Annotated in this window: 26 protein-coding genes and 1 pseudogene; 13 read left to right on the plus strand and 14 right to left on the minus strand. The window is 41.1% G+C overall.

What is annotated here, in order from left to right; all coding sequences use genetic code 11:
* Positions 1 to 34: 34 nt before the first annotated feature.
* The 8 genes from F975_RS05965 to F975_RS06000 are packed head-to-tail and all read left to right on the plus strand — an operon-like array spanning position 35 to position 7,314.
* Entirely contained in the window at positions 35 to 700 is a 666-nt protein-coding gene (locus F975_RS05965; RefSeq protein ID WP_004751327.1) for a fumarylacetoacetate hydrolase family protein, read from the plus strand.
* The gene (locus F975_RS05970; RefSeq protein WP_004751328.1) at positions 697 to 1,458 is read left to right on the plus strand and encodes a fumarylacetoacetate hydrolase family protein; all 762 of its coding nucleotides are present in this window, start codon (positions 697 to 699) and stop codon (positions 1,456 to 1,458) included. The genes F975_RS05965 and F975_RS05970 overlap by 4 nt, the downstream gene beginning before the upstream one ends.
* A 15-nt stretch (positions 1,459 to 1,473) precedes the next feature.
* A complete protein-coding gene (gene hpaE, locus F975_RS05975) occupies positions 1,474 to 2,934 on the plus strand; it encodes a 5-carboxymethyl-2-hydroxymuconate semialdehyde dehydrogenase (protein ID WP_004751330.1) in 1,461 nt (486 codons plus the stop codon).
* A gap of 30 nt (positions 2,935 to 2,964) precedes the next feature.
* Positions 2,965 to 3,825 (plus strand): 3,4-dihydroxyphenylacetate 2,3-dioxygenase, encoded by an 861-nt coding sequence (gene hpaD, locus F975_RS05980; protein WP_004751332.1) that lies wholly within the window; start codon positions 2,965 to 2,967, stop codon positions 3,823 to 3,825.
* A 10-nt stretch (positions 3,826 to 3,835) separates the two neighbouring features.
* A complete protein-coding gene (locus F975_RS05985; protein ID WP_004751335.1) occupies positions 3,836 to 4,225 on the plus strand; it encodes a 5-carboxymethyl-2-hydroxymuconate Delta-isomerase in 390 nt (129 codons plus the stop codon).
* 14 nt (positions 4,226 to 4,239) lie between these two features.
* Positions 4,240 to 5,043, plus strand: coding sequence for a 2-oxo-hept-4-ene-1,7-dioate hydratase (gene hpaH / locus F975_RS05990; protein ID WP_004751337.1), 804 nt, complete (start codon positions 4,240 to 4,242; stop codon positions 5,041 to 5,043).
* A 12-nt stretch (positions 5,044 to 5,055) separates the two neighbouring features.
* On the plus strand, positions 5,056 to 5,856 hold the full coding sequence (hpaI, locus tag F975_RS05995) for a 4-hydroxy-2-oxoheptanedioate aldolase (protein WP_004751339.1): 801 nt from the start codon (positions 5,056 to 5,058) through the stop codon (positions 5,854 to 5,856).
* 12 nt (positions 5,857 to 5,868) lie between these two features.
* Positions 5,869 to 7,314 (plus strand): NAD-dependent succinate-semialdehyde dehydrogenase, encoded by a 1,446-nt coding sequence (locus tag F975_RS06000; protein WP_004751341.1) that lies wholly within the window; start codon positions 5,869 to 5,871, stop codon positions 7,312 to 7,314.
* A gap of 671 nt (positions 7,315 to 7,985) precedes the next feature.
* Here F975_RS06000 and greB read toward each other — a convergent pair.
* Together greB and F975_RS16170 are read right to left on the minus strand one after the other, a co-directional pair.
* Positions 7,986 to 8,471: a transcription elongation factor GreB gene (gene greB / locus F975_RS06005; RefSeq protein WP_004751345.1), complete on the minus strand. Its 486-nt coding sequence runs from the start codon at positions 8,469 to 8,471 to the stop codon at positions 7,986 to 7,988.
* Positions 8,472 to 8,888: 417 nt separating this feature from the next.
* Positions 8,889 to 9,067, minus strand: a pseudogene (locus F975_RS16170) (gamma-mobile-trio recombinase GmtY); the annotation flags it as partial.
* A 449-nt stretch (positions 9,068 to 9,516) separates the two neighbouring features.
* Here F975_RS16170 and F975_RS06010 point away from each other — a divergent pair.
* Complete coding sequence (locus F975_RS06010; protein WP_004751346.1) at positions 9,517 to 10,635, plus strand: transglycosylase SLT domain-containing protein; 1,119 nt, start codon at positions 9,517 to 9,519, stop codon at positions 10,633 to 10,635.
* Positions 10,636 to 10,690: 55 nt separating this feature from the next.
* Here F975_RS06010 and F975_RS06015 read toward each other — a convergent pair whose 3' ends face one another.
* Together F975_RS06015 and ttcA are read right to left on the minus strand one after the other, a co-directional pair.
* Positions 10,691 to 11,074 carry an SCP2 sterol-binding domain-containing protein gene (locus tag F975_RS06015; RefSeq protein WP_004751348.1) on the minus strand — a complete coding sequence of 128 codons (384 nt, stop codon included), beginning with the start codon at positions 11,072 to 11,074 and terminating at the stop codon, positions 10,691 to 10,693.
* A 205-nt stretch (positions 11,075 to 11,279) separates the two neighbouring features.
* Entirely contained in the window at positions 11,280 to 12,185 is a 906-nt protein-coding gene (gene ttcA, locus F975_RS06020; RefSeq protein ID WP_004751350.1) for a tRNA 2-thiocytidine(32) synthetase TtcA, read from the minus strand.
* Between the two features lie 484 nt (positions 12,186 to 12,669).
* Between ttcA and F975_RS06025 the strand changes: the two genes are divergently transcribed.
* The gene (locus F975_RS06025) at positions 12,670 to 13,485 is read left to right on the plus strand and encodes a lytic transglycosylase domain-containing protein (protein ID WP_004751352.1); all 816 of its coding nucleotides are present in this window, start codon (positions 12,670 to 12,672) and stop codon (positions 13,483 to 13,485) included.
* A gap of 142 nt (positions 13,486 to 13,627) precedes the next feature.
* Entirely contained in the window at positions 13,628 to 14,533 is a 906-nt protein-coding gene (gene htpX, locus F975_RS06030) for a protease HtpX (protein ID WP_004751354.1), read from the plus strand.
* Between the two features lie 368 nt (positions 14,534 to 14,901).
* Here htpX and F975_RS06035 read toward each other — a convergent pair whose 3' ends face one another.
* From F975_RS06035 to F975_RS06080, 10 genes are all read right to left on the minus strand, one after another.
* Positions 14,902 to 15,591, minus strand: coding sequence for a pirin family protein (locus tag F975_RS06035; RefSeq protein WP_004751355.1), 690 nt, complete (start codon positions 15,589 to 15,591; stop codon positions 14,902 to 14,904).
* 256 nt (positions 15,592 to 15,847) lie between these two features.
* Positions 15,848 to 16,489, minus strand: a complete 642-nt coding sequence (locus tag F975_RS06040) for a DUF2238 domain-containing protein (RefSeq protein ID WP_004751357.1) — start codon at positions 16,487 to 16,489, stop codon at positions 15,848 to 15,850.
* Positions 16,490 to 16,564: 75 nt separating this feature from the next.
* Positions 16,565 to 17,953 carry an adenylosuccinate lyase gene (purB, locus tag F975_RS06045; RefSeq protein WP_004751359.1) on the minus strand — a complete coding sequence of 463 codons (1,389 nt, stop codon included), beginning with the start codon at positions 17,951 to 17,953 and terminating at the stop codon, positions 16,565 to 16,567.
* A 47-nt stretch (positions 17,954 to 18,000) separates the two neighbouring features.
* The gene (gene hflD, locus F975_RS06050; RefSeq protein WP_004751361.1) at positions 18,001 to 18,738 is read right to left on the minus strand and encodes a high frequency lysogenization protein HflD; all 738 of its coding nucleotides are present in this window, start codon (positions 18,736 to 18,738) and stop codon (positions 18,001 to 18,003) included.
* Between the two features lie 12 nt (positions 18,739 to 18,750).
* The gene (gene mnmA, locus F975_RS06055) at positions 18,751 to 19,881 is read right to left on the minus strand and encodes a tRNA 2-thiouridine(34) synthase MnmA (protein WP_004751362.1); all 1,131 of its coding nucleotides are present in this window, start codon (positions 19,879 to 19,881) and stop codon (positions 18,751 to 18,753) included.
* 4 nt (positions 19,882 to 19,885) lie between these two features.
* The gene (locus F975_RS06060) at positions 19,886 to 20,374 is read right to left on the minus strand and encodes an NUDIX hydrolase (protein ID WP_171063142.1); all 489 of its coding nucleotides are present in this window, start codon (positions 20,372 to 20,374) and stop codon (positions 19,886 to 19,888) included.
* Between the two features lie 227 nt (positions 20,375 to 20,601).
* Positions 20,602 to 21,138 (minus strand): gamma carbonic anhydrase family protein, encoded by a 537-nt coding sequence (locus F975_RS06065; RefSeq protein ID WP_004751364.1) that lies wholly within the window; start codon positions 21,136 to 21,138, stop codon positions 20,602 to 20,604.
* A gap of 93 nt (positions 21,139 to 21,231) precedes the next feature.
* Positions 21,232 to 22,380, minus strand: a complete 1,149-nt coding sequence (gene dacC / locus F975_RS06070; protein WP_004751365.1) for a D-alanyl-D-alanine carboxypeptidase PBP5/6 — start codon at positions 22,378 to 22,380, stop codon at positions 21,232 to 21,234.
* A gap of 110 nt (positions 22,381 to 22,490) precedes the next feature.
* Positions 22,491 to 22,889, minus strand: coding sequence for an MCR_0457 family protein (locus F975_RS06075; protein WP_004751366.1), 399 nt, complete (start codon positions 22,887 to 22,889; stop codon positions 22,491 to 22,493).
* Positions 22,890 to 23,043: 154 nt separating this feature from the next.
* On the minus strand, positions 23,044 to 23,406 hold the full coding sequence (locus tag F975_RS06080) for an MCR_0457 family protein (protein ID WP_004751367.1): 363 nt from the start codon (positions 23,404 to 23,406) through the stop codon (positions 23,044 to 23,046).
* 91 nt (positions 23,407 to 23,497) lie between these two features.
* On the opposite strand from F975_RS06080, the gene surE reads away from it, so the two are divergent.
* Positions 23,498 to 24,265 carry a 5'/3'-nucleotidase SurE gene (gene surE / locus F975_RS06085; protein WP_004751368.1) on the plus strand — a complete coding sequence of 256 codons (768 nt, stop codon included), beginning with the start codon at positions 23,498 to 23,500 and terminating at the stop codon, positions 24,263 to 24,265.
* Between the two features lie 130 nt (positions 24,266 to 24,395).
* Positions 24,396 to 25,247: a peptidoglycan DD-metalloendopeptidase family protein gene (locus F975_RS06090; RefSeq protein WP_004751369.1), complete on the plus strand. Its 852-nt coding sequence runs from the start codon at positions 24,396 to 24,398 to the stop codon at positions 25,245 to 25,247.
* Positions 25,248 to 25,286: the final 39 nt, after the last annotated feature.

Genomic DNA, 25,286 nt, shown 5'->3' on the forward strand with positions numbered 1-25,286 from the left:
TGTTCCCTAGCTAAAAACATCATCGAGAGTGTCTATGAGCAGTTTAGCTAAAATCAATAGCCAAGGAAATATTTTTGGCGTAGCGCTGAATTATCAGTGCCTATATGCAACTTTACAGCAAGGTTTTCAAGAAAAACCGTATGTTGCAGAACCTAAAAATGTGGTGTTGTTTGTCAAAACGCCAAATACCCGCAGTGTCTCAGGTCAGACGATTTTTAAACGTCAGGGCGACGTGGTTCAGGCAGGACCGTGTGTGGCTGTCGTGATTGGAAAGACCACAACGCGTGTGGATGTGGCACAAGCCGAACAGTCGATTGCAGGTTTTGCTGTGGTGAATGAACTGAGCTTGCCAGAAGAAAGCTATTACCGCCCAGCCGTAAAAGCCAAGTGTCAGGACGGTTTTTGTGTGATCGGCGATGTGGTTGCAAAAGCCGACGTGACTCAGCCAGAACAGCTTGAACTACGTGTGTTTGTCAACGGTGAATTAAAGCAAACAGGGACAACCGCAAACTGGGTACGCTCACCTGCACAACTGATTTCAGAAATTTCTCAGTTTATGACTTTGCATGAAGGTGATGTGATTTTGACAGGTACGCCATTGGATCGTGTTGAAGTGCAGTCGGGCGATGAAGTCCGCGTCGAAGTTGACCAATTGGGTTCAGTGACCAACCGTATTCAAGCAGAGGAAGTGGCAGCATGAAAACCGCACGTATTCGTCATCAGGGGCAAGTGCTCACGGTTCAGGTGAATGATCAAGATCAAGTGATTTTGGCAGATGGTAGTGTTTTGACAGAACAGGATGTGGAATGGCTACCGCCTGCTGAAGGCACCATGTTCGCCTTAGGCTTGAACTACGCTGATCATGCGCGTGAGCTGGCATTTGAACCACCAAAAGAACCATTGGTATTTGTGAAAGCCAATAACACTTATACAGGTCACAACCACAACACATGGCGTCCAGACAACGTCGACTATATGCACTATGAGTGCGAGTTGGTGGCGGTAATTGGCAAGCCTGCAAAAAATGTAAAACGTGAAGACGCGCTGGGTTATGTTGCGGGTTATACGCTGTGCAATGACTATGCGATCCGTGACTATTTGGAAAATTACTACCGTCCGAATTTACGTGTGAAAAACCGTTTAGCAACCACACCAGTTGGACCATACATTGTTGATCGTGCTGATGTGCCTGAGCCAAATAACCTGACTTTACGCACTTGGGTGAATGGTGAGTTACGTCAGGAAGGCACAACTGCAGACATGATCTTTGATGTGCCATTCTTGATCGAATACTTATCTTCATTCATGACCTTACAGCCAGGCGACATGATTGCCACAGGGACACCTGAAGGTTTGTCGGATGTCGTACCAGGCGATGAAGTGGTGGTAGAAATCGAAGGCATTGGTCGCCTGCGTAACTACATTGTTTCTGAAACAGATTTTTTTAAGACAGCATAAGAAAGGGATTGACTCATGATTAAGCATTGGATTGATGGTAAAGAAGTTGCGAGTGACGAAAGCTTCACTAACTATAACCCTGCAACCAACCAAGCAATTGGTGAAGTGGCGAGTGGCGGACAAAAAGAAATTGATCTTGCCGTTGCTGCTGCGAAAAAAGCCTTCCCGAAATGGGCAAAAACCCCTGCTAAAGAACGTGCGCGTTTAATGCGTCGTTTGGGTGATTTGATTGATCAGAACGTGGGGAAAATTGCTGAGCTTGAAACTTTAGATACAGGTTTACCAATTCACCAGACCAAAAATGTGTTGATTCCGCGTGCATCGCACAACTTCAACTTCTTTGCGGAAGTGTGTACCCGTATGAACGGACATACTTACCCAGTTGATGACCAAATGTTGAACTACACCTTGCATCAGCCAGTAGGTGTTTGTGGCCTGGTATCACCTTGGAATGTTCCGTTTATGACGGCTACATGGAAAACAGCACCATGTTTGGCACTCGGCAATACTGCAGTTCTAAAAATGTCAGAGTTGTCACCACTGACTGCCAATGAACTTGGTCGTTTAGCATTGGAAGCGGGTATTCCTGAAGGCGTATTTAACGTGGTTCAAGGTTATGGCGCAAATGCAGGCGATGCTTTGGTGAAACATCCTGACGTACGTGCCATTTCATTTACAGGCGGTACGTTGACTGGTCGTAAGATCATGGCAAATGCAGGATTGAAAAAGTATTCAATGGAATTGGGCGGCAAATCTCCAGTGGTGATTTTTGAAGATGCTGACCTTGACCGTGCTTTGGATGCTGCGCTATTTACCATTTTCTCGTTAAATGGCGAGCGTTGTACTGCGGGTAGCCGTATCTTTATTCAAGAATCTGTGTATGACGAATTTGTGAAAGAGTTTGCACGTCGTGCTAAAAATCTGATCGTTGGCGATCCGCAAGATCCAAACACTCAAGTTGGTTCAATGATCACTCAAGCACACTATAACAAGGTGACAGGTTACATCAAGATCGGCATTGAAGAAGGTGCGAACTTGGTGGCAGGTGGTTTGGAGCGTCCAGCCAATCTTCCAGAACATCTGAAAAATGGTCAGTTCATTCAGCCAACCGTATTTGCTGATGTCGACAACCGCATGCGTATTGCCCAAGAAGAAATCTTTGGTCCAGTCGTGTGTCTGTTGAAATTTAAAGATGAAGCTGACGCTTTACGCCTTGCGAATGATGTGGAATATGGCTTGGCATCGTATATTTGGACACAAGACATTGGTAAAGCACATCGCATTGCCGCAGGCATTGAATCAGGTATGGTGTTTATTAACAGCCAGAACGTGCGTGACTTGCGTCAGCCATTTGGCGGCGTAAAAGCATCGGGTACAGGTCGTGAAGGCGGCGAGTACAGCTTTGAAGTGTTTACCGAAGTTAAGAACGTTTGTATTTCAATGGGTTCACATCACATTCCACGTTGGGGCGTGTAAGCCAAAATAAAAAATTAGGGAAGAAAGCATATGGGTAAGTTGGTTCTTGCAGCAAAAATTACACACGTACCATCGATGTATTTGTCTGAATTACCAGGACCTCATCAAGGTTGCCGTCAGGCAGCCATTGATGGGCATATTGAAATCGGTAAACGCTGCCGTGAACTCGATGTTGACACCATTGTGGTGTTTGACAGTCACTGGCTGGTAAATAGTGCATTTCACATTAACTGCGGTGAACACTTTGAAGGCGTGTATACCAGTAATGAATTACCACACTTCATCAAAGACATGCCATTTGAATATGATGGCAACCCAGTTTTGGGTCAGTTGATGCAAGAAGAAATTGCCAAAACAGGCGTACGCATCCAAGCCCATAACATCAAGAGTCTTGAGCTGGAATACGGCACACTGGTGCCAATGCGTTATATGAACCAAGACCGCCGTTTCAAAGTGGTTTCGGTGTCTGCATTTTGTACCTCGCATTCATTGCAAGACAGCCGCAAGCTTGGTGAAGGCTTGATCAAAGCCATTGAACGTTACGAGGGCAATGTTGCGATTTTTGCCAGCGGTTCATTGTCACATCGTTTCATTTGGGACTGGGAAGCACATCGCGGTATGGACTCTTATACCCGTGAATGGGATCGCCAAGTGGATAAGCATGTGGTGAAAATGTGGGAAAACGCTGAGTGGCCAGAGTTCTGTGCCATGTTGCCTGAATATGCCGAATACTGTTTCGGTGAAGGTGGTATGCATGACACAGCAATGTTACTGGGTGCAATGGGGTGGGACAGCTATAACCAACCTGTTGAGATTATTACCCCAGCATTTCCAAGTTCAGGCACAGGGCAAATCAATGCAATTTTCCCACTGATGCCAGCCGCAGAATAAGGAGCAGTCCATGCCACACTTTATTGCAGAATACAGCGCCAACTTGCAGGACTCGGTCGATTTTCAAGACCTGTTCGAACAAGTAAATGATTTTTTGGGCAATACGGGCGTGTTTCCTTTAGGTGGAATTCGTAGCCGTGCCATCCGTTTAGATCAATATCGTGTGGCAGATGGCAAGCATGATTATGCCTTCGTGCATATGACCCTCAAGGTCGGTTCGGGACGGGATCTGGAAACACGGCAAAAGGTGGCTACCGAGTTGTTTGCTGTGATTGAACAATTCTTTCAGCCACTCAAAGCTGAGCGACTGTTGGCAGTTTCCTTTGAAATGACCGAACTCGATCCTGTGCTGAATTTCAAATCCAACAATATACACCAGTTTTTAAAAAATCAGGCTTAATGCAGGGAAGTCATATGTTAGATCAAGCAAAAGTACAAGAGTTGGCATTACAACTCGATCAGGCTGAAAAAACAGGGCAGCAAATGCGCCAGTTTTCTTTGCAATATCCTGAAATTAGCATTGAAGATGCCTATGAAATCCAAAAAGCATGGGTAAAACATAAAATTGCGGAAGGACGTAAGTTGGTTGGACACAAGATTGGTCTGACTTCACGTGCCATGCAGGTGTCATCCAATATTACTGAACCTGACTATGGCGCATTGCTGGATGACATGGTGTTTGAAGAAGGTTCAGACATTCCAATGTCACGTTTTATCGTGCCGCGTGTCGAAGTTGAGCTGGCATTTATTTTAGAAAAACCTTTATCAGGGCCGAACTGCACTATTTTTGATGTGCTGGATGCAACTCGTTATGTCATTCCTGCGATTGAAATTATTGATGCGCGTTTACATAACGTTGACCCTGAAACTCAAATCACTCGTAAAGTATTTGACACCATTTCCGACAATGCCGCCAATGCAGGCATTGTGCTCGGTGGTCGTCCAATCAAAGCAACCGATTTGGACTTGCGCCGTATTTCTGCAGTGTTGTATCGCAATGGCGTGATTGAAGAATCAGGCGTGGCTGCGGCAGTCTTAAACCATCCTGCCAAAGGTGTGGCATGGCTTGCCAACAAATTGCACCCATACGGTGTGACCCTTGAACCAGGACAAATTATCTTAGGTGGTTCATTTACCCGTCCTGTGGCTGCGCGTGCAGGGGATACTTTCCATATTGATTACGATCAATTGGGTTCAATTGCATTCCGTTTTGTTTAAGGGAGAAAGCGTGTGATCGATACAGTCAATTACTTTAAACAAAAGTTAAAAACCGAGCAGCAAATCGGGATGTGGGTCGGTCTGGCAGACAGCTACTGTGCTGAAATTGCTGCCAATGCAGGCTATGACTGGTTACTGATTGATGGGGAACATGCCCCAAATGATGTCCGTAGCATTTTAGGGCAACTACAAAGTGTCGCGGCTTATCCAAGTCAGGCTGTGGTGCGTCCTGTAACGGGCGATGTGGCTTTAATTAAGCAGTTATTAGATATTGGTGCACAAACTTTACTGATTCCAATGGTGGAAACTGCTGAACAAGCTGAACTGATGGTGAAAGCAACACGTTACCCACCTGAAGGCATTCGTGGTGTGGGCGCAGCTTTGGCGCGTGCCTCGCGTTGGAACAACATTAGCGACTATTTACAAACTGCCGATGAACAAATTTGTGTATTGGTGCAAATTGAATCTAAACGTGGTTTGCAAAACCTAGACGAGATTCTACAAGTCGAAGGGGTCGATGGTGTTTTCATTGGTCCTGCGGACTTGTCAGCAGCACTGGGTCACTTGGGCAATCCAAATCATCCTGATGTTCAAAAAGCTATTGTAGAAAGTATTCAAAAAATTCGTGCTGCAGGTAAAGCCGCAGGGATTTTATCTGCCGATGAAACACTGGCAAAACAATACTTGGCGCTTGGCACTGAGTTTGTTGCGGTTGGGGTGGATACTTCATTGCTGATGAAGTCAATGAAACAGCTATTGGCAAAATATAAAGACGTGGATGTCACCACGACCACACAATCTAGCGTCTATTGAGGAGTGCTATAGATGCAACTGAATAATTCCAGTTTATTGCAACAACATGCGTATATTGATGGTGCTTGGGTCGCAGGCGAAAAAAGCTTTGCAGTGACCAACCCTGCAACAGGTGAAGTACTCGGTGAAGTGGCTTCAGTGTCACGTGAGCAAGTGAAACAGGCGGTCGATGCTGCACAAACTGCATTTGAAACATGGAAACTGACCACTGCCAAAGAACGCTCAGCGTTGTTGCGTAAATGGTATCAATTGATTTTAGATAACCAAGAAGACTTAGCGACCATTTTGAGTTTAGAACAGGGTAAACCACTGGCAGAAAGTCGTGGTGAAATCTTGTATGGTGCAAGCTTTATTGAATGGTTTGCCGAAGAAGCGAAACGTACTTATGGCGATGTCATTCCGCACGACAAACAAGGTCGTCGCTTGGTGGTAATTAAGCAACCTGTGGGTGTAGTCGCAGCGATTACCCCATGGAACTTCCCAAATGCCATGATTACCCGTAAAGCAGGCCCTGCTTTGGCTGCAGGCTGTACCATCGTGATTAAACCTGCATCGGAAACCCCATTGTCTGCACTGGCTTTGGTGGCTTTGGCAGAACAGGCAGGCTTCCCGAAAGGCGTGGTCAATGTGATTACAGGCAGTGCACGTGACATCGGTGCGGTATTGACCGAGCATCCTGCAGTACGCAAAGTATCATTCACTGGTTCAACCGAAATCGGTAAGTTGTTGATGCAGCAAAGTGCTGCAACCATGAAAAAAATCAGTATGGAACTTGGGGGCAATGCACCATTTATCGTGTTTGATGATGCTGATCTCGATCAAGCGGTAGAAGGGGCGTTGGGATCTAAATTCCGTAATAGTGGTCAAACTTGTGTCTGTACCAACCGCGTCTTGGTACAAAGAGCAGTCTATGACACCTTTGTGGAAAAACTAGCGGCTGCGGTTGCTAAACTCAAAGTGGCTCCTGCCTTTGAACAGGGTGCACAACAAGGGCCATTGATCAACGTCAAAGCGGTTGAGAAAGTCGAAGAACATATTCAAGATGCAGTGGCTAAGGGTGCAAAAGTGGTTGTTGGTGGGCAAAAGCACGCACTCGGTTATAGCTTCTTTGAACCAACAGTACTTGCAGATGTTACCCCTGAAATGCTGGTTGCCAAAGATGAAACCTTTGGTCCGCTTGCGCCAGTATTCAAATTTGAAACTGAGCAACAGGCGATTGCCATGGCAAACGACACTGAGTTTGGTTTGGCATCGTATATTTATACCCAATCTTTAAGTCGCGCTTGGCGTGTTGGTGAAGCTTTAGAATACGGCATGGTCGGTATTAACGAAGGCTTGATTTCAACAGAAGTTGCACCATTTGGTGGGATTAAAGAGTCTGGCTGTGGCCGTGAAGGTTCAAAATACGGTATCGAAGATTACCTTGAACTGAAATACATGTGTATGGGTGGCATTTAATCATCACCACACAGATTTGGATAAAAGGTCAGCTTGTCTGACCTTTTATTTTACCTGAAATATGCTGTGGCAACTGGCGCAGTAAATACAAACAGAGCAGCATTGTGAGAGTGTTAATTGGTTACCAATACTCTCCTAGAAAAATTTCGTCTAAGCTACCAATGATTTGAAATCAGACTTCAAACTCAACTCAGTCAGCCTTCTTACTGGGTGATGCCTGCAAGACTTAGACAGAGTATGTTGGTATAAGTCGAGTTAGAGTAAAATTCAGCTGGACTGCAACATTCAGAACTGTTTTGCCAAAACTTATGTTTGTTCTGTGATTTGTTCTAATAGATTCGGATATCGTTAATATTTACACCTTATTTAAAAAGTCAAATTAAGTGTTCTTTGTATTGAGTTCAAAAAAGAATTTGTGATTCTTCACTTCTGCTGGAACATCTACCTTCTGGCTGAAAATACCTTAATGGGCAATTAAACTAAAATTAATCCAATTCATCATTTATATTATTTATAATTGCACTAATGAAGGTTTATTGTACTTAGCCCTAAATCAAAGCAATAAGTTTAGTTTTATATGTATTATTAATAGTGCTATGGTATATAGAGCTATATAATTAATTCATATGAAAAGCCCAACTTGTAAATATTGAGATTTTCACATTGGTAATTTAAGTGGCCGATTTAGGTTTGTAATAAATATCTTTTATATACCAGATATTATTACCTTTAGGTGTGTGTACTTGAATCTCATCATCTACAGATTTGCCTAAACAGGCTTTAGCTATAGGTGATTCAAGTGACACATAGTCTGTTTGGCCATAAATCTCTTCATCTCCAACAATACGAAATTTGATGATTTCGCCTTCATCATTTTCCAATTCAACCCATGCTCCAAAATAAGCTTTCCCGTCCTGTTCCGGACTATATTCAACTTTATGTGCTACCTCAAAAATTTTAGTTAAGTATCTAATTCTACGATCTATTTCACGTAATTTTCTTTTGTTGTAGTGGTAATCTGCATTTTCCGATCTATCGCCGAGACTAGCAGCCCACGATACTATTTTTGTAATTTCAGGACGTTCTTTACGAACCAAAGTATTCAGCTCATCTTGTAAACGCTTATACCCTTCAGCAGTTAATAATTTACGGTTCATGATAAATATCCCAAAGCTTTACGCAATCCATCTAGAGTCGTTACCTTCTTAAATACAGGTAGGTTTTTTTCATCTACTCAGACTCCGTATTTTATGGATTTTCAATTCCATTTTTCCGAAAGTTAGTTGATAGAAAATATTATAAAGCTAGAACTTCTTGATCTGTTAATTTAAATCATTCGTAAGATATCATATGCTTATGGTTATAAATATCAATTCTTTGTTTTGGGGAATAATCTCTCGAAGAATCAGTTGTACTTTTTTTAACTCTTTGTTTACATGTTTTTAAAGTCTTTAAAATCAAAAAAGGATAAATAAAAGATTATAAGTTTTGGTTCACAAAACATTTCTTATGTTGGAATGTTTTGTCATTTTATGCCTCCTAATTTTTATTGAACTTTTTCCAAAAAAGTTTTATTAGACCAAACAAGAGGTAGGGCCTTTATGATGCATTGCTTTTTGGGTTGCTATTTGATCTATACTTAAAACTATATGCATGTTACTTGTACCAAGTTCTTTTTTTTTTAGATTCTGGCTAGGCCAATTCGTTCTACCGCATTTTTATGAAGTCTTTAGAAATTTTTGATAGTTTCAGGTAGGCAAGTCTATCATACGCCAAGTGGTCGGAAGAATTGGTATGTTATTGGAGTATCTTATTGATAAATAAAATATTAAATAAAAAATCTTATTTTAATCATCTATATTGAATTGCTTACATATAGCAGCATTTTATCCATGTTTTCACCATCTGTTTCACGTATAACATTCAGCAGTTTTTCAAAGAGGAGAGCAAATTTATTTTAGCCTGCCAGAGATTTAAAAGTTTGACTTTTAATTTCTATGTCGATATTATGCGCAACTCTTATTTATTACTGGTTATTTTTTGATCTATGTCGTTGGTTTTTATGTGACTTAGTTTTCATTTGTCTATTCATGTCATTTTAAATGACGTCATGACTGCCCCCTAAACATACGTTGATCAACTAATTGAAGTCTGGGCTTGCTCTACTTCATTGGGTAGTTAATTCCCTGTCGCGGAGTCACCATGCACAATCCAGCAACATTGGCAGATAGGAGGCGTTTTCGCCTACACAATCTCAAACTTTCCTTGCCAACCAAAGCCCTTGCTTTCGGGCTTGCTATGTTACCTTTACATGCGATTAATGCCAGTAAAGCCAGCAATCAATATGCTCAGGTCATCAACAGCAATACACTGACGGTTGTAGCAGTAAAAAGCCCAACAACTGTTTTTAATGATGGACAGTATTTTCATGGTTTCGGCTATGACTTAATGCGTAATTATGCACAAAGTTTAAATGTGCAGCTTAATTTTCAAATTGTTGATAGTAATGCCACAGCCTTAAAATGGGTTGCTAAAGGCAAAGCCAACCTTGCATTGACCAATGCTGATATGCAAAGCATTGACCAAAAAAGCTTAATGTCATTTTCGGCAAGCTGTGGTGATGCGACTGTTTTACAGAAAAATGGGTTAGATACCCAGTTAAATTTGGTCTTTAAAGATGCTGAAGATCATTTAACGCAAACTGCAAGTAGCTTTATTTGCCAGTCCAAAAGTAATGGTGCAATTCAGCATTTGGCATCATTTTACAATCATCATGTAGTCAATGAAGGCTCTTGGGATACGATTGAGCGCGATTTGCAGCAACGTATGCCGATTTATCGTGCCAGCTTCGAGCGGGCAGCTGAACAGTACAATTTGAATTGGCACATGCTGGCTGCAATGGGCTATCAGGAGTCTTATTTAAAGCCAAATTCAGTATCACCAACAGGTGTGCGCGGTCTAATGATGCTGACCAGTGATACTGCAAAAGCAATGGGAATTGAAAACCGTACTGACCCTGAGCAAAGTATTCAAGGTGGTGCAAAATATTATGATTCGCTTTTGAGCAAATATGAATACATCCCCAATCCAGATCGTCACTGGTATGCCTTGATTGCCTATAACATGGGCCCTGGTGCAGTGACTCTCATTCAGAAGCGATTGGAGAAACAGGGAGAAGACCCAAATAATTGGTTGAACATGTATGCTTATTTGCAGCGACATCAAGCCAGTAATGCACGGTATTTTCAAGCTTTGCAGTATGTAACCCGCATCCGTGCTTATTTAGAACATATTCAAAATCAGCAGTTGATTAATATCTAACAAAAAAGGGAAGTTATATAAATAGCTTCCCTTTTTATCGCAATTGCAGATTGGATTATGCAGTATGCTGAAGAATTTCTTTATAGAGCGTTTTTTGTTCTTGGCTTGGACGTGCAGTTTGTAGAGCCATCAGTTGTGACATATCACCTTGAACTTTTATTTTGCCTGTCATAAATGCTTGCATGGCAGCAGTCATGTCAAATTCAAGAAACACTTTACGCAAGGTCTCTGCATCCATATTTAAAGTTGTTTTAGCGTTGTCTACTAAGCCTTTTTGAATTTTCCCACCATGAAGAGAAAGTTCAGTATTTCCACTGGTTTGGTTGACGACAAAATTAATCGCTAGATTTTCTAATGCTGGCGGTAAATTCAAGTCTCCAGCTTGAGCAGTAAGTTGTTCTACTGTAGAAAACCAATCTTCCGATAGAAAAGCAGGCATTGTTATTCCTCTAATATTTGTTTATTTCTAGATGTATATGCATTTTTTGCACATCGTCCGTACTCTGCCTTGTTATAACATGATCTTGTCGAAAAAAATGGTTTTTTTGTAGACGAGTGAGACAAATTACACAGAAATAGTAAGAAAGTATAATAGAGGCACAACTTTTTCGTGGTTGTGCCTTCTTATGCGGTTTCTCTTAATTTTAGTCCGCTGCAAAGCTTAAATTAACCACATCCAGACGTTTTTTCATGTCTTCTGGATCTTTAAAATCAAATTCACGTTGTGAATCTAGCGCTTCAAAGTCGAACAGTTCACGGTCAGCCAGTTGAGATGGCGATACATTCTGTAGTGCGCCAAAAATGCTATGTAAGCGTTTCGGGTACTGTTTGTCCCATTCACGTAGCATTTCATTCAACATGGCACGTTGCAGGTTCTCTTGCGAACCGCACAGATTACATGGAATGATTGGAAACTTACGCATTTCTGCATATTTAATGATGTCTTTCTCTTCCACATATGCCAGTGGGCGAATCAGGATATTTTTCTTGTCTGAAGACAATAGTTTTGGTGGCATGGCTTTTAGGCTGCCGCCATGAAATAAATTCAGGAAGAATGTCGCAAGAATATCATCGCGGTGGTGACCCAGTGCAACCTTGGTCGCCCCAATTTCTTGTGCAAAGCCATACAGTGAGCCACGACGTAGGCGTGAACAAACGGCACAGTAAGTTTTGCCTTCAGGGGTTAGGCGCTTAGTAATGCTATATGTATCTTTTTCAAGAATATAATATGGAATGTTATTTTCTTCTAAATAACGTGGCAAAACTTCTTCAGGAAAACCTGGTTGCTTCTGATCGAGGTTGACAGCAACTACATCAAAATTAATCGGTGCAATGCGCTTAAACTGCAACAAAATGTCGAGCAGGGTATAGCTGTCTTTCCCCCCAGAAATACAAACCATGACCTTATCGCCGTCCTCGATCATTTTAAAGTCACGAATGGCGTGGCCGACTTGACGACGAAGTTTTTTCAAAAGGCGATAATAAGCTGAACTGGTTGGAAGTTCAGGTTTGAAATTAAATCCTTGACTGGATTCAACAGGAGAGTACATAGACAGCAAACTCTTGGCAAAAATATCGCGCAATTTTAGCCGATTCGAGGGTACTTCGCATCTGTACATACAAATTTATTCACATATTTTTTCGTGTCATCAAAATGTTCTAAAAGGTTTCTAAACTATTTAAATCAATAGTCAGATTCTGAAATTGATGAATTTTTTCGCAATTCACAGTTTTCCACAAAAAATGTGGATAAGGCTGTGGATAACTATACCCTTGACAGGGGGGATCGTCCGTTGACTAAGGCTTAGAAACAAATTGGTTGTTTTTTAACCTTTTTTAATTTTATTTATTTATCAGTAGTTTATTTATGTCAAGAGACCATGACTTAAAAAAAATTTAATTTTTTTTGATGATTACTGAAACAATTTGACTTGATTTTTTAAAGGAAGCTTGTTAAAAAGCTCAGCATGCACAGTTTTACTGTTACAATCAAATACAATTGTTTGCACAGAACATTCACTGGTAAACACAACAATGAAAATACTAAACAAAATTGCACTACTGTCTCTTTATTGTTGCGGAAGTTGCCTATGGATAGCTTCTGTAACACATGCTGGGCAAATTTATACCTATGAAGACCGTAATGGCACGCCCTTGCTCACCAATCATAAGCAAAGTGGTTCACACTTGACCAAAGTCAAAGTGACTTATTATGCTGATAGTAACATTCACAGTTATCACAACTGGGGTGGGTCTGAGGCTGCGGTTTTGCCGAGTTATAGTAAAAATAAAGATGCCTTTGACCAGATGATTCATCATGCCGCACAGCAGCATGGTCTGTCCGAAGGTTTAATCAAAGCCATCATGCACACTGAGTCAGGTTTTAATAGTAATGCTCACTCTCCTGTTGGAGCACAAGGGTTAATGCAACTGATGCCTGCAACAGCAAAACGTTTTAATGTCAGCAATCCTTATGACCCGCAGCAGAATATTTTGGGTGGTGCAAAATATCTGAGTTTATTGCTAAAGCGCTATAGTGGTAATACGCATTTGGCACTGGCAGCTTATAATGCTGGCGAAGGTAATGTGGATAAATACGGCGGTGTTCCTCCTTTTCGGGAAACGCAAGATTATGTACGCCGTGTAATGAGTCGCTACAATAACTTGTATGCTAGCGGCATCCGTATTGACTCTGCTAGGAATAAGGAGAGTGAACCTGCTTCTTCTGCAATTACCTCAGCATCAACTAAAAACAGCAGCCCAGTATTTACTTCTCATAAAACTGCCAGTAGCCGAAAAATTATCCAGCTATCGAATGGAACATTTACTGATATTGCGGTAAGAAACTAAGAATTTACACATTTTGGAAACACGATTTTGGTGTGTTTTCACGGATTTATTCTTGAATTTTCCCTGACAAGGTCGCATATTAACGACATGATTTATTGAATAGATAAATCATGTTTTTTTCTATTATAAGAGGATTTTCCTAATGATGCGGATTGGTTTGTTTTTGCTTACCAACCTCGCGGTACTGGTTGTCGCTGGTCTTATTTTGTCAGTTTTGGGTGTCGGAAGTTACCACGGTGCAGGTGGTTTAAACTTGGGCAACCTGCTTGTGATCTGTTTTGTATTTGGTATGGTCGGTTCTTTGATTTCACTTTTCATGTCGAAGTGGATGGCGAAAAAGACCACAGGTACAGAATTGATCGATCCAAATGCTCCTCGTAATCAAGCAGAAGTTTGGTTATTACAAACGGTTGCAGACCTTGCACAGCGTTCAGGAATTCGTATGCCTGAGGTGGGTGTTTTCCCATCTTATCAGTCGAATGCTTTTGCAACGGGTTGGAACAAAAATGACGCGCTTGTCTCAGTGTCTACAGGCTTGCTTGAGCGTATGAATCAAGATGAATTACGTGCAGTACTGGCGCATGAAATCGGTCATGTTGCCAATGGTGACATGGTGACTTTATCCCTGATTCAGGGTGTGGTGAATGCTTTTGTCATGTTCTTTGCTCGTGTAGTCGGAGACTTTATTGACCGTAATGTATTTGGCCGTCAAGACGATGAAGCACCAGGTATTGGTTATATGGTCATTAGCATGGTACTTGATATCGTATTTGGTATTTTGGCATCGGCAATTGTCATGTGGTTCTCACGTTACCGCGAATATCGCGCCGATGAAGCAGGTGCACGTTTAGCAGGTAAACAAGCGATGATTTCGGCTTTGTTACGTTTACAGGCGGAAAGTGAAATGCCTGATCAAATGCCGAAAGAAATGAAAGCTTTAGCAATTGCAGAAGGTAAGGAACAAGGTTTTAGTTTAGCTGCTTTATTCCAAACTCACCCAAGCATTGAGCAGCGCGTTACAGCTTTACAGCAGCTCAACTGCCCATAATTAAAAAGTTTTTATCACGATACTATCAGCCAGTTAAGCAATTGACTGGCTTTTCTTTTTTAGATTTAAGATGTTATACATTTCATGGAAATGCTATTAGCGATTGTTCTGGGCAAAAGTTTTGTAAAAACCGCTGTTTTTATGATTTATATTTGAATGAACAAATTTGCCGATTTTTGTGAGTAAGAATACGTTTGTAAAGATACATTCTTTGTTCCAGTTTCACTTTTTATGTAGCAGAACACAAAATTATCTTGTTGAAGATGATGAATTATAAAAATTTTAAGCTTGAATTAAATAGAAAATTAAGGAGATGATGAGACATCTCCTTAACTAATGATGACTGTGTCAGCGCGCTTTTTTATACGTTAAGCTTGAGGCAAGTCAAACCAAATCATTTGAGTGTCTTGTAGAGCCTGTACTTGAGCATCTTCTGCAAAAAGTAGAGCGTCACCACCGCGAACCAATTGCTCACCAATCATGACCTGTCCAGAAATGACATGTACATAATTTAGTGCATGTGTAGCATGAACTTCAAGCTGATTGCCTTCAGTCAAATAAGCCGCTTTAACTTCGGTATCTTGTCGAATCACCATCGGTGCATTTTGACTTCCAACAATCAAGTGCCATTGATTGGGTTGTTGCTGTGGGTCGCACTGGATTTGCTGATAGTTTGGCTCAGCATTTAGTACATTCGGATGAATCCAGATTTGTAGCATATGTACAGCTTCATCACCCTGATTAATTTCACTGTGTTGAATACCTGTGCCTGCACTCATAAGTTGCCATTCACCCGCAGAAATCTGGGTCTGATTACCCATGGTATCTTTATGGCTAATCGTACCTTTCAGCACGCAAGTTAAGATTTCCATGTTGTCGTGTGGGTGTGTACCAAAGCCATTGTGAGCAGCAATCGTATCATCATTGATGACACGCAAAACGCTTACGCCCATATAGTCCGGATTGTACCAACTACCAAACGAAAAACTGTGGTAAGTATCAAGCCAGCCTGCTTTGACGTGCCCACGTTCTTCACTGCGATGTAAATAACTTTGCATAATTTTGTCTCCACATGACATTTCATGTTGTCTATGGCTTATTTTAGGTGTTTTATAAAATGTGATAAATGTCGTTAAATACAACTGAATATCCTAAAAATGAAACAATAATAGTGATGTCTCTTAGTTAGTGCTTAAGTTGCGATTGATAAGATAGCTTGATCAGAGATTAAGATTATGGATGAGTCAGGCGATATGTATGGCGTTATAGATCGTGTTATTCGTCTATCGCATCTGAATGGTGATTACCTTTAGCTTATGGTTTATGTTGACCTAATTTAGTCAATATTAAATCAACCCCTGCAAATACTACGCTACCAATCGTAGCAAGCAGCATGTCTTTATGGGCATCCCAAACATCACCTTGTTGTCCATTATAATTTTCGGCGGCTTCAGGAGAAAGATGAATAGCAATCCACCATTCAATCAGTTCATATAGCATGCTAGACGCCATGACCAATTGAATAACTAAAAAACATAATTGATATGGGCTGGCTTGAGGAAATGTTGCTTGAAATAGGCGTTTAAAAAAAGGATATAGCAAAAAGCCATAAGCAAAATGTACTAAACGATCATACATATTGCGCGACCAGTGCATACTGGCATTTAAGTCGAAACCTAGTAGGTATTTGATCCAGTCATTGTATGGGACATAGGAATATAAATAATGCGCTCCAATAATGTGAATAATAAGAAAGATGATATAAAAGCTAAAGCTTAGGAAGTTTATTCCAATTTTTTTGAAACAATATCCCAAGAAGACCAACATGGCTAATGTACCTGACTGATGCAGCAGATAATCAGGGTATTGAAGTGGATGAATACTGGCAATAACCAACGTGGCTGCGAGTATTGTAAATATGATGGCGTGTTTAAAAGTGTATTTTTGTTCGAGCATATTCTGTGTATTTGGAATTATGAAGGGAAAAAGCGAAGCCGAGGCTTCGCTTTTTGAGCTAATATCGTTTAAAACTTAAAGTTTGTTGATTAAAGCTTTAATTTGTTTTGCTTGTTCAGCAGCATTGCCTGTATAAGTTGCAGGAGTTAATTCTGCAAGGCGAGCACGTTCATCACTCGGTACTTGTGCAAGCTCATCACCCTTAACGAAGTTCACCATCATTTCACGAGTCATAGCTTGACCGCGAGTTAATGCTTTCAATTTTTCGTAAGGTTTTTCAATGTTGTAACGACGCATTACAGTTTGAATTGGTTCAGCAAGAACTTCTTGAGCGTGATCAAGATCTTCAAGAATACGTGCAGCATTTAACTCAAGTTTACCAATACCTTTAGAACACGCTTCAAATGCGATTAAGCTTTGTGCGAAACCAACACCCATGTTACGAAGAACTGTCGAGTCAGTAAGGTCACGCTGCCAGCGAGAGATTGGTAATTTTTCGCCCAAGTGAGCCAATACTGCATTGGCAATACCCAAGTTACCTTCAGAGTTTTCAAAGTCAATTGGGTTAACTTTGTGCGGCATAGTTGAAGAACCAACTTCACCTTCTTTTAAGCGTTGTTTGAAGAAACCTAAAGAAATGTAACCCCATACATCACGGTTAAAATCGATCAAGATTGTGTTGAAACGACGTAGTGCATCAAAAAGTTCCGCCATGTAGTCATGTGGTTCGATTTGAGTGGTATATGGGTTAAAAGTTAAACCTAAAGATTCAACAAAAGCTTGCGAGTGAGCAGGCCAGTTGATAGTTGGGTAAGCAGAAAGGTGAGCGTTGTAGTTACCTACGGCACCGTTAATTTTACCCAACAATTCAACCTGTTTGAATTGTTTGATTTGGCGTGCTAAACGGTAAGCCACGTTTGCCATTTCTTTACCCAAAGTTGTTGGGCTTGCAGTTTGACCATGTGTACGAGACAACATTGGTTGTTCTGCATGAGTTTCAGCCAAAGCAACGATTGAATCGATGATTTGTTGCATGGCAGCAACTAAAACGTCACGACCATTTTTCAACATCAATGCATGTGACAAGTTGTTGATGTCTTCAGACGTACATGCAAAGTGAATGAATTCACCTGCATTTTTAAGTTCGTCGATGTGTGCAATTTTCTCTTTTAAGAAATACTCAACTGCTTTTACATCATGGTTAGTCGTACGTTCAATTTCTTTAATACGAAGCGCATCTTCTTCAGAGAAATCAGCAACAATCGCATCCAATGCCTGATTGGTTGCAGCACTGAATTCATTAACTTCAATAATTTCAGGGTGTTTTGCGAGTGCTTGCAACCAACGGACTTCAACAGTTACACGCGCATGAATTAAACCAAACTCAGATAAATAAGGACGTAAAGCATCACACTTACTGGCATAACGTCCATCTAAAGGTGAGAGTGCAGTTAAAGCGTTCATAAAGTTTCCTTCAATGTGGTGCAAAACACCTAAAACAAAAAGCGGGATTAAATTTGACCAAGCTCATATTGCATTTGTGCAAGTGCTTGGATCTCTTGCAAAAGTTTGCGTTTACCGAATATTAGCTGCAATGAGCTACCACCGAGCTGTCGCCACAGGTGCGCCATTTGCAGACCTGTGAATAACGAAGCACGGATTCGGTTGGTATGTTGGGTATCTTTAAAAGCTTCAGCATTGCCACGAACTAAAATGCGTGGGTTGATTTGCCCTGCGGTTTCGACATAGGTTTGCGCAAGGTTAGCTAAAATGCTGGGGTGTAAATAATTTTGGTCGAAAAAAGAAAGTTGTTTAAGAATTTGTTGCTGGGACTTTGCAATTTTCTGGACAAAATCATGGTTACGGTAAACTTTCTTTTCAAGCTGTAATAGTGACATGGCATAGGTCATTGGTAGCTTGGCTGTCGCAAGTTTAGGAATCTTGCTTTTAGGCGTCGGAGTAAAAGGCTGGGTGATACTTTGCTCTAGAATTTTTAAACCCAACGATAAATCTGTGATCTGCGCAAAAAAATCGAGTGTTTGTGAAGAATTGCTTTCGGCTGGTCTGATATTTAAACTGGCTTTAATCAATTGTTCAAAATAAAAATTGCCACTTTCGCCTATATTATTCAGTCCCATCATCGCGGTCATGTGGGTTAGCTGGGACGCTTGAAAAACCCCTGCTAACGCCAAGACACGATTTTGACGGACGGTTAATTGTTGAGGCTGTTGAAAGGGAAGATCAACCATGCCTAAGAATTCCTAAAGAAAAGCGGGTTTAGGTGCATTGGTATGATGAATCACGCCGCCGCCTAAACAGTTATCATTGATATAAAACACAACACTTTGACCTGGCGTTACAGCGCGCTGCGGCTGATCAAACTCTACGCGTACACCTTCATGCTTTGAGTCATAAAAAATTGTACATGCCTGATCAGACTGGCGATAACGGGTTTTAGCTGTGCAACGTAAGCCAGTTGCAGGAATTTCTTGTTCGCCTGCAACCCAGTCAATTTTTTCACTCCACAACGTGGTACTTTGCATCAGTGGATTTTCATGCCCCTGACCTACCACAAGACGGTTGCCATCTATATCTTTATGCAGAACAAACCATGCGCCTTCATGAGCATCTTTCATTCCACCTAGACCAATCCCACCACGCTGACCCAGTGTATAGTACATTAAGCCGTGATGTTCACCAACTTCCTGACCATTTTCCAGCACAATTTTTCCGGGTTGTGCAGGTAAATACTGTTTTAAGAAGTCATTAAAACGACGCTCACCAATAAAGCAAATCCCTGTAGAATCTTTTTTCTTGGCAGTTGCCAAGTCAAGTTCAGCCGCAATTTTGCGAACTTGAGGCTTCTCAATTTCACCAACTGGGAACAAAGTTTTATTAATTTCGCGCCCATGAACAGCATGTAGGAAATAACTTTGATCTTTATTTTGGTCAACCCCACGGAGCAAAGGTGCATATGCTTCACCTTTGCTGTTGTATTGAGTTTCACCGCGGCGAGTATAATGACCTGTAGCAATAAAATCTGCACCCAAAGTGATGGCGTGATCTAAAAATGCACGGAACTTAATTTCTTTATTACACAAAATATCTGGGTTGGGTGTACGACCTGCTGCATATTCAGCAAGGAAATGCTCAAAGACACGATCCCAATATTCCATTGCAAAGTTTGCAGTATGCAATTTAATGCTGAGTTTATCTGCAACGGCTTGGGCATCTGCGAGGTCTTCAAGTGCCGTACAGTATTCCGTTCCGTCATCTTCTTCCCAGTTCTTCATAAACAAGCCTTCGACCTGATAACCTTGTTGAAGAAGTAAAGCAGCAGAAACAGAAGAATCTACACCACCAGACATACCGACGATGACACGTTGTTGCATAGGACTAGGCATCCAAATTTGAAGTTAGATTGGGAGAGAAGGGATGTTCATGAATCATGGATAAAGGATATTTCTGACCTGTTAAGCTATCTTGAATCGCTTGAATGACTAAAGGGCTGCGCGCGCGTCCAGAATTTTGCAACTCATCAAAAGATAACCATGTCGCCTGAATAATGCCTGTATCGAGTTTAGCGTGTGGATGCTCTTCGACTATGTGCGCTAAAAAACAGAAACGAAAATAAGTACGATCTGGGAACATTGGGGGAGTATAGGTATAAATTCCTAATAAATGATCGATTTGAATATCATGTCCTGTTTCTTCGCGTGTTTCACGAATGGCTGCTTCAACTAAGGTTTCGCCAGCTTCGACATGTCCTGCAGGTTGGTTAAACACAGCATGGGTAAACCCTTCCGAATGTTCTTCAACAAACAGAAATTTACCGTTTTTTTCAACAACGGTTGCAACCGTGACATGTGCTGCCCAAGCTGTCATAACAAGCACCATGATTTAAAAGGTGTATTCTACAAAATTTAGTGAAGAATGGCTAGGCAGGTTGCAAAGGATCAAGTTCAGTTTATAAAGAACATAGAGTAGATATTTTAGGTATAGTGATTTCTCGTAAGTTCATTCTATGTCTTCCATAAGCGGCAATAAAATGGGTGAATAGAAGAGGTCTATTATTTTATAAATAGGCCTCTTTCATAAATCATTTTCTGTTGTTATTTTATTGAATAATTACCAGCCACTTTCACATAATGTCGAGCCGAGTAAGCTAGGAACGCTTTTTCTTCATCAGTGAGCGGTCTAACCTTTTGAACTGGGCTGCCCACATATAAATAACCACTTTCCAAGCGCTTGCGTGGTGGTACTAGGCTCCCTGCACCAATCATCACATCATCTTCGATCACCACATCATCAAGAATTACAGTATTGATGCCGAGCAAAACCCGATTTCCAATGGTACAACCATGTAATGTCACATGATGTCCAATTGTGACATCTTCACCGATAATCAATGGGGAACCATTTGGTTTGGTTGGTTTTTTATGGCTCACATGTAGCATACAGTGGTCTTGCACATTACTGTTTTTGCCAATTTGAATGGAATTGACATCGCCACGAATGACGGCAAATGGCCAAACCGAAACATTTTCTCCAAGGTGTACATCGCCAATCACAACCGACATGGCATCAATATAACAACTGTCATCAATTTGAGGGGTATGTTCTAAATACGGGCGGATATTATTCATCATGTAGACTGCAGTGTTTGAAATATGCTTGAGTATAAAATAAAAAAAGCATCCATAATCATGTCATAGATGCTTCTGTTGAGCTTATATTTTTAATTAAAACAATTTGCTAAAGAATTGTTTGATATGGTCAACCAGACGAGAGAAGAAACCTGCTTCATTGACTGCTTTGAGTGCAACAACAGGTTTTTCAGCAATCACTTTGCCATCTAAGGTCGCGACTAATTTACCGATGGGTTGACCTTGTTTTAGCGGTGCATTGACTTCAGAAGAAATCTGTAAGCTGGTTTTAATCGCACTTGCCTGGCCTTTTGGCATAGTGACACTGAAGTCTTCAGTTAAACCTGCCGGTACTTCATTTTCTGTGCCATACCAAACACGAACATTTTTGAGGGGTTGATTGGCAGCTTGTACTTTTACAGTTTCATAGTTTGCAAAGCCCCAGGCCAATAATGCACGAGTTTGTGATGCACGTTCGTTGACACTTGGTGTGCCAAAAATCACCGAGATTAAGCGCATTGGACCACGTTTACTTGATGTCGTCAAACAGTAACCAGCTTCATCTGTATGACCTGTTTTTAAACCATCCACACTTGGGTCAGTATATAACAACGGGTTACGGTTACCTTGTTTAATACCGTTAAACGCAAACGCTTTTTCTGAGTAAATTGGGTAATATTTGGCACTATCATGAATAATGTGCTGTGCCAATATTGCCATATCTTTCGCACTAGAGTAATGACCATCTGCAGGAAGACCCGTAGCATTCATGAAGTGAGAGTTATTCATACCAATGCGTTTGGCTTCTTGGTTCATCATGTAGGCAAATGTGCCTTCATTACCCGCAATGTGCTCAGCCATGGCTTTAGACGCATCATTACCTGACTGAATAATAATACCGCGTAACATTTCAAGCACAGTTGCCGTGCCATTTAAAGGAACATACATACATGATTCGGTGCTGCTGCCTCGACACCATGCTGATTCGTTCATACGAACTTTTTCACCTTCGGTGAGCTGACCTTTAAGTAATTTTTGTTCAATGATGTAGCTGGTCATCATTTTGGTCATAGAGGCAGGTGCTAGCTTTTCATTTTCATTCTTCGCAGCAAGCACTTGTCCTGTTTCGTAATCCATTAACACATACGATTTATTATTTAAATCTGGTGGCGAAGATAAGACTGTTGCTGCATATGAGAAGGATGGTAAAAGTAATAGGGCAGCAAAGGCACTTTTTCGGCTCATTCTGTATATTCCAGTGATTGTAGCGGCAAACAAAGTCTAGCATTTTAGGATAAAGCCAAGTGGACTTCTAGACACGAGCTTGGCTTATTTCGATGAGTATTGTAACGAAATTAAGAATCTTTATTTAAGGTTGAAATTTCACCGCAAATATCTTTATTTTGTTGTTCACCAGCCTTTTTGGCATCGTTTTGCGCTTCAATAATATATTTTTGGAAATCTTTTTGTTTAGCACGCTGTTCTAATGCCTGTATAGGATCTTTTTCATCTGGCATGTTTTCTTTGACCAGTGCTGCATAACCTGTCTGATAGTTCGGGTCTTTATTGAAACCATAACTTGTGCATAGCTGAGATAGAACAACGATCGCAGCCAGTTCCTCAGGGGTTGTTTCGTTGTGTTCAGAAGTAACTTCAATTTTTTCTGTAGGCGCTTCAGCATAAGCCAGTGAGATGCCTAAGCTTGAACCGCAAAGTAAACCAATTATTAATTTATGTGTAATCGACTTGATCATGAGCTAAATATCATTACTAAAACAGTACATAAAGATTACCTGTTTTTAGCAAAAATAACAGCAGGAAAACTGTATTAAAGCTGTATTTTTACTCATTTTTTTAAAATGAAAACAGCAAGTTAAGTTAAATTTATAAAACAAATAAAATTTGTGCTTATTGGGCATTAAGCACTTCTTTACATGCTGCTTTTAATTCAGATTGGCTCATTTCTTGACTATTACTTTTACTTTCTGCAAGTAAGGATTGATATTCATGATCTTGCGGTAGTTCTTGAAGAGATGTTGAGCGCGACAGAATATGTTGGTTTTGGTCAATCAGGCGTTGCATATTTTGCTGAAATTGTGGATGTTTGCCGATGACCTCATGACATAGCTCCGATAGAACCTGTAAAGAGGCGAGGTCTCCTTTGCTGAGGCTCTCTTGTTCTTGTGGGGTGAAATCAGAATTTGCTGATGCAGATAACATCATACTCAAGGTAAAAGTTGCACAGAAAAGACGTTTTGCAAAATAGATCATATTGCACACAAATTTTTAGTGGATTCGATTGCGCCAGTATATATACTTCTAGGCTTAAACCAGCAAGTAGTTTTTTTCTAAGAGTTTTTTTGTGAATATTTTAATTGCCAATGATGATGGTGTGTTTGCACCAGGAATACAAGCCTTAGCACAAGCGTTAAAGCCTTTGGGGCGGGTCGTGGTTGTCGCACCAGAATCTGAACGTAGTGGATTTTCTAGTGCATTGACGCTTGATCGTCCATTACGTCCTATTGAAATTATGCCAGATGTTTGGGCGGTCAATGGCACGCCTGCGGACTGTGTTTACTTGGCAGTCAATGGTTTATTTGATGTCGAGTTTGATTTGGTTGTGAGCGGTATTAACAGTGGCGCTAACCTTGGTGATGATGTGCTGTATTCTGGTACGGTGGGTGCAGCATTTGAGGGGCGTTTAACGACACATCCTGCAATTGCAGTGTCATTGTCTGGTGCGCATGTCCGTAATTACCAGTCTGCACAGGATTATCAGGTGGCAGCACAATGGGTGCATGATTTTATTGCTCAAGGGTTACCTCAGTTGCCTGAGCGGCATATTTTAAATATTAACATTCCTGATGTTCCAGAACTTAAAGGGTCTTTAGTGACTTATCAGGGGCGTCGCCGTCAATCTAAACCGATTAGTAGTCATGTTGATCCGCGTGGGCGTCAAGTGTACTGGATTGGTCTTTCAGGGGAAGCTGTTGCTGAGCCTGCTAAAACTGAACATCATTTGCAATCCGATTTTTATGCAGTCAATCATGGCTATGTCAGCATCACCCCCATTCAGATGGATGCAACCAATTATCAAATCTTGCAGCATTTACACGAACAGCTTGTCTAAAGTGAAGAGGTTTCTTTGTGCTGCTGTGTTGAGACTTTGTGACAAATCGGATCAATTCAGTGTGTCACAATTTTTTTTTGTTAATCTTAGCCCATGAATAGAACGTTTTCTTTGATAGAGAGGAAAGTTGATGCAGGTGTTGCAACAGTATTTTGTTAAAAAACAAAAACAAACAACGTGGTTGAAGCCACTATTTTTATCTGTCGCTGCATTTTCAATGGTTGCATTTACAGGATGTGCTTCTAAGCCGCAGGTTCAGGCAACACGCTACAGCCATGCTACAGCCCCAAATTACTATACGGTACGTTCTGGGGATACCTTAAGCGGAATTGCGGCACGTTATGGACTAGATTATGTGGCAGTCGCACGTTTGAACGGGATTGCGCCGCCTTATACAATTTTTGTGCATCAGTCACTTAAATTAAAAGGTTCAGTGCCATCTTCCACAACGACATCACCCGTTACGGCACATACCAATAGCCGAATATCACAGCAAACTGCTCCAAGAGTTCAGCGCCGTGAACTGCCTATGCCATCGACTAGAACTTTAGTCGCAGCACCAGCCGCAACGCGTACACAAACTCAGCCTGCACCAGCACCTGTAAATAATGGTTTGCAATGGATACTTCCATCTAATAATCCAATTATTCAAAATTATAATCTTGCTAGCAATATTAAAGGTGTGCGCTTTGGTGGGCAGCAAGGTGATCCTGTCGTTGCAACTGCAGCAGGGCAAGTTGTTTATGCGGATAACGGTTTGAAAGAATTTGGGAATTTGGTTTTAATTCGGCATAGCAATGGCTATATCAGTGCTTATGCGCATAATAGCAAAATGCTGGTTAAGAGTGGTCAGACTGTATCTGCAGGACAAAAAATTGCCGAAATGGGTTCAACAGGAACAGATCGTGTGATGCTGGAATTTCAGATTCGCTCAGACGGAAAACCGATTGATCCAATGCAACTCATTGCAAAAAATTCATAAAGCTTAATGCAAAAGTTGAATTCTCTTCAGGTATTCAGG

This window comes from Acinetobacter brisouisimilis, assembly GCF_000368265.1.
GTDB lineage: Bacteria > Pseudomonadota > Gammaproteobacteria > Pseudomonadales > Moraxellaceae > Acinetobacter.